The 1,026-nt window shown below is 66.1% G+C and carries 1 pseudogene; it reads left to right on the top strand.

Annotation, left to right across the window (positions count from 1 at the left end):
* Window positions 1-1,026: pseudogene (locus AB0L75_RS44610) on the top strand (SAM-dependent methyltransferase); the annotation flags it as partial.

The raw sequence follows: 1,026 nt of genomic DNA, 5'->3' as shown, positions 1-1,026 counted from the left end.
GTGCGGTGCTGGGCATCCAGGGCGAGCCCGGCCGGCCCACGGAGGCATCCGAGGGCAAGGTGTGGCGTGCCATCGCCGGTCACGTGGACGAGCCGGGCTACGAGGACCCGTGGGTCTCCGTGATCGACGTCCCCCGCGCTTCCCTCGCCACGCACCCGTGGAGCCTGCAGGGCGGCTCCGCACCCCAGGCGATGGCGACGCTCGACGAAAAAGCACACGCCACACTGGGAAGCCTCAACCCCGATATTGGCCTTAGCGTCAAAAGCGGGATGGATGGCGCTTATTTCGCTGGCATCGACGTGTTCCGGCGCAGGGGATTTGAAACCGAGCAGGTCGCCGTCGTCATCGGAGAAGATGTGCGGGACTTCTCCCTCATCAATAATCTCCGCACCTTCTTCCCCTACTCGGCGGACGGCACACGACGCGATCCTTCGGAAGCCGCGCGACGTTACCTGTGGCCGAACCGTGCCCACCTGACGAACCAGCGCGACTTCGGAAAGGTGAAGTCGGAGCGCGGATTGGAGTGGTTCGAGCCCTCCATGTTCTTCGCCCGGAGATACACGGCCCCGCTGTCCATCGCGTTCGCGTTCGTGGCGACCCACAACCACTTCGTGCTGGACCGCGGCGGGAAGGTCTTCAACCGTTCCGCGCCGGTCATCAAGCTGCCGGCCGGCGCCACCGAGGACGACCACTTCGCGCTGCTCGGCGTGCTCAACTCCTCCGTGGCGTGCTTCTGGCTCAAGCAGAACAGCTACCCCAAAGGTGGCGATCCCGTTGGGGATAGTGGCGCCCGCGTCTCGCAGCTCCCATGGGCCGACCGCTATGAGTTCACCAGCACCACACTCAAGGACTTCCCTCTGCCGGCGCAGATGCCGGCCGATCGCGCCCGCCGTCTTGACGCGCTGGCCGGAGAGCGGGCCGCCCTCACGCCACTGGTAGAACGTGGACAGCGCCGAGACGACCGAGGACAGCATGGCCATCGGGTGGGCATCGCGCGGGAAGCCCTTGTAGAAGTTCTTGACGTCC

Origin of the sequence: Streptomyces sp. NPDC052101 (assembly GCF_040680235.1) — a bacterium.
GTDB lineage: Bacteria > Actinomycetota > Actinomycetes > Streptomycetales > Streptomycetaceae > Streptomyces.
Note: the sequence above shows the minus strand (reverse complement) of the source record. Positions and strands in the feature narration are given on the sequence as shown.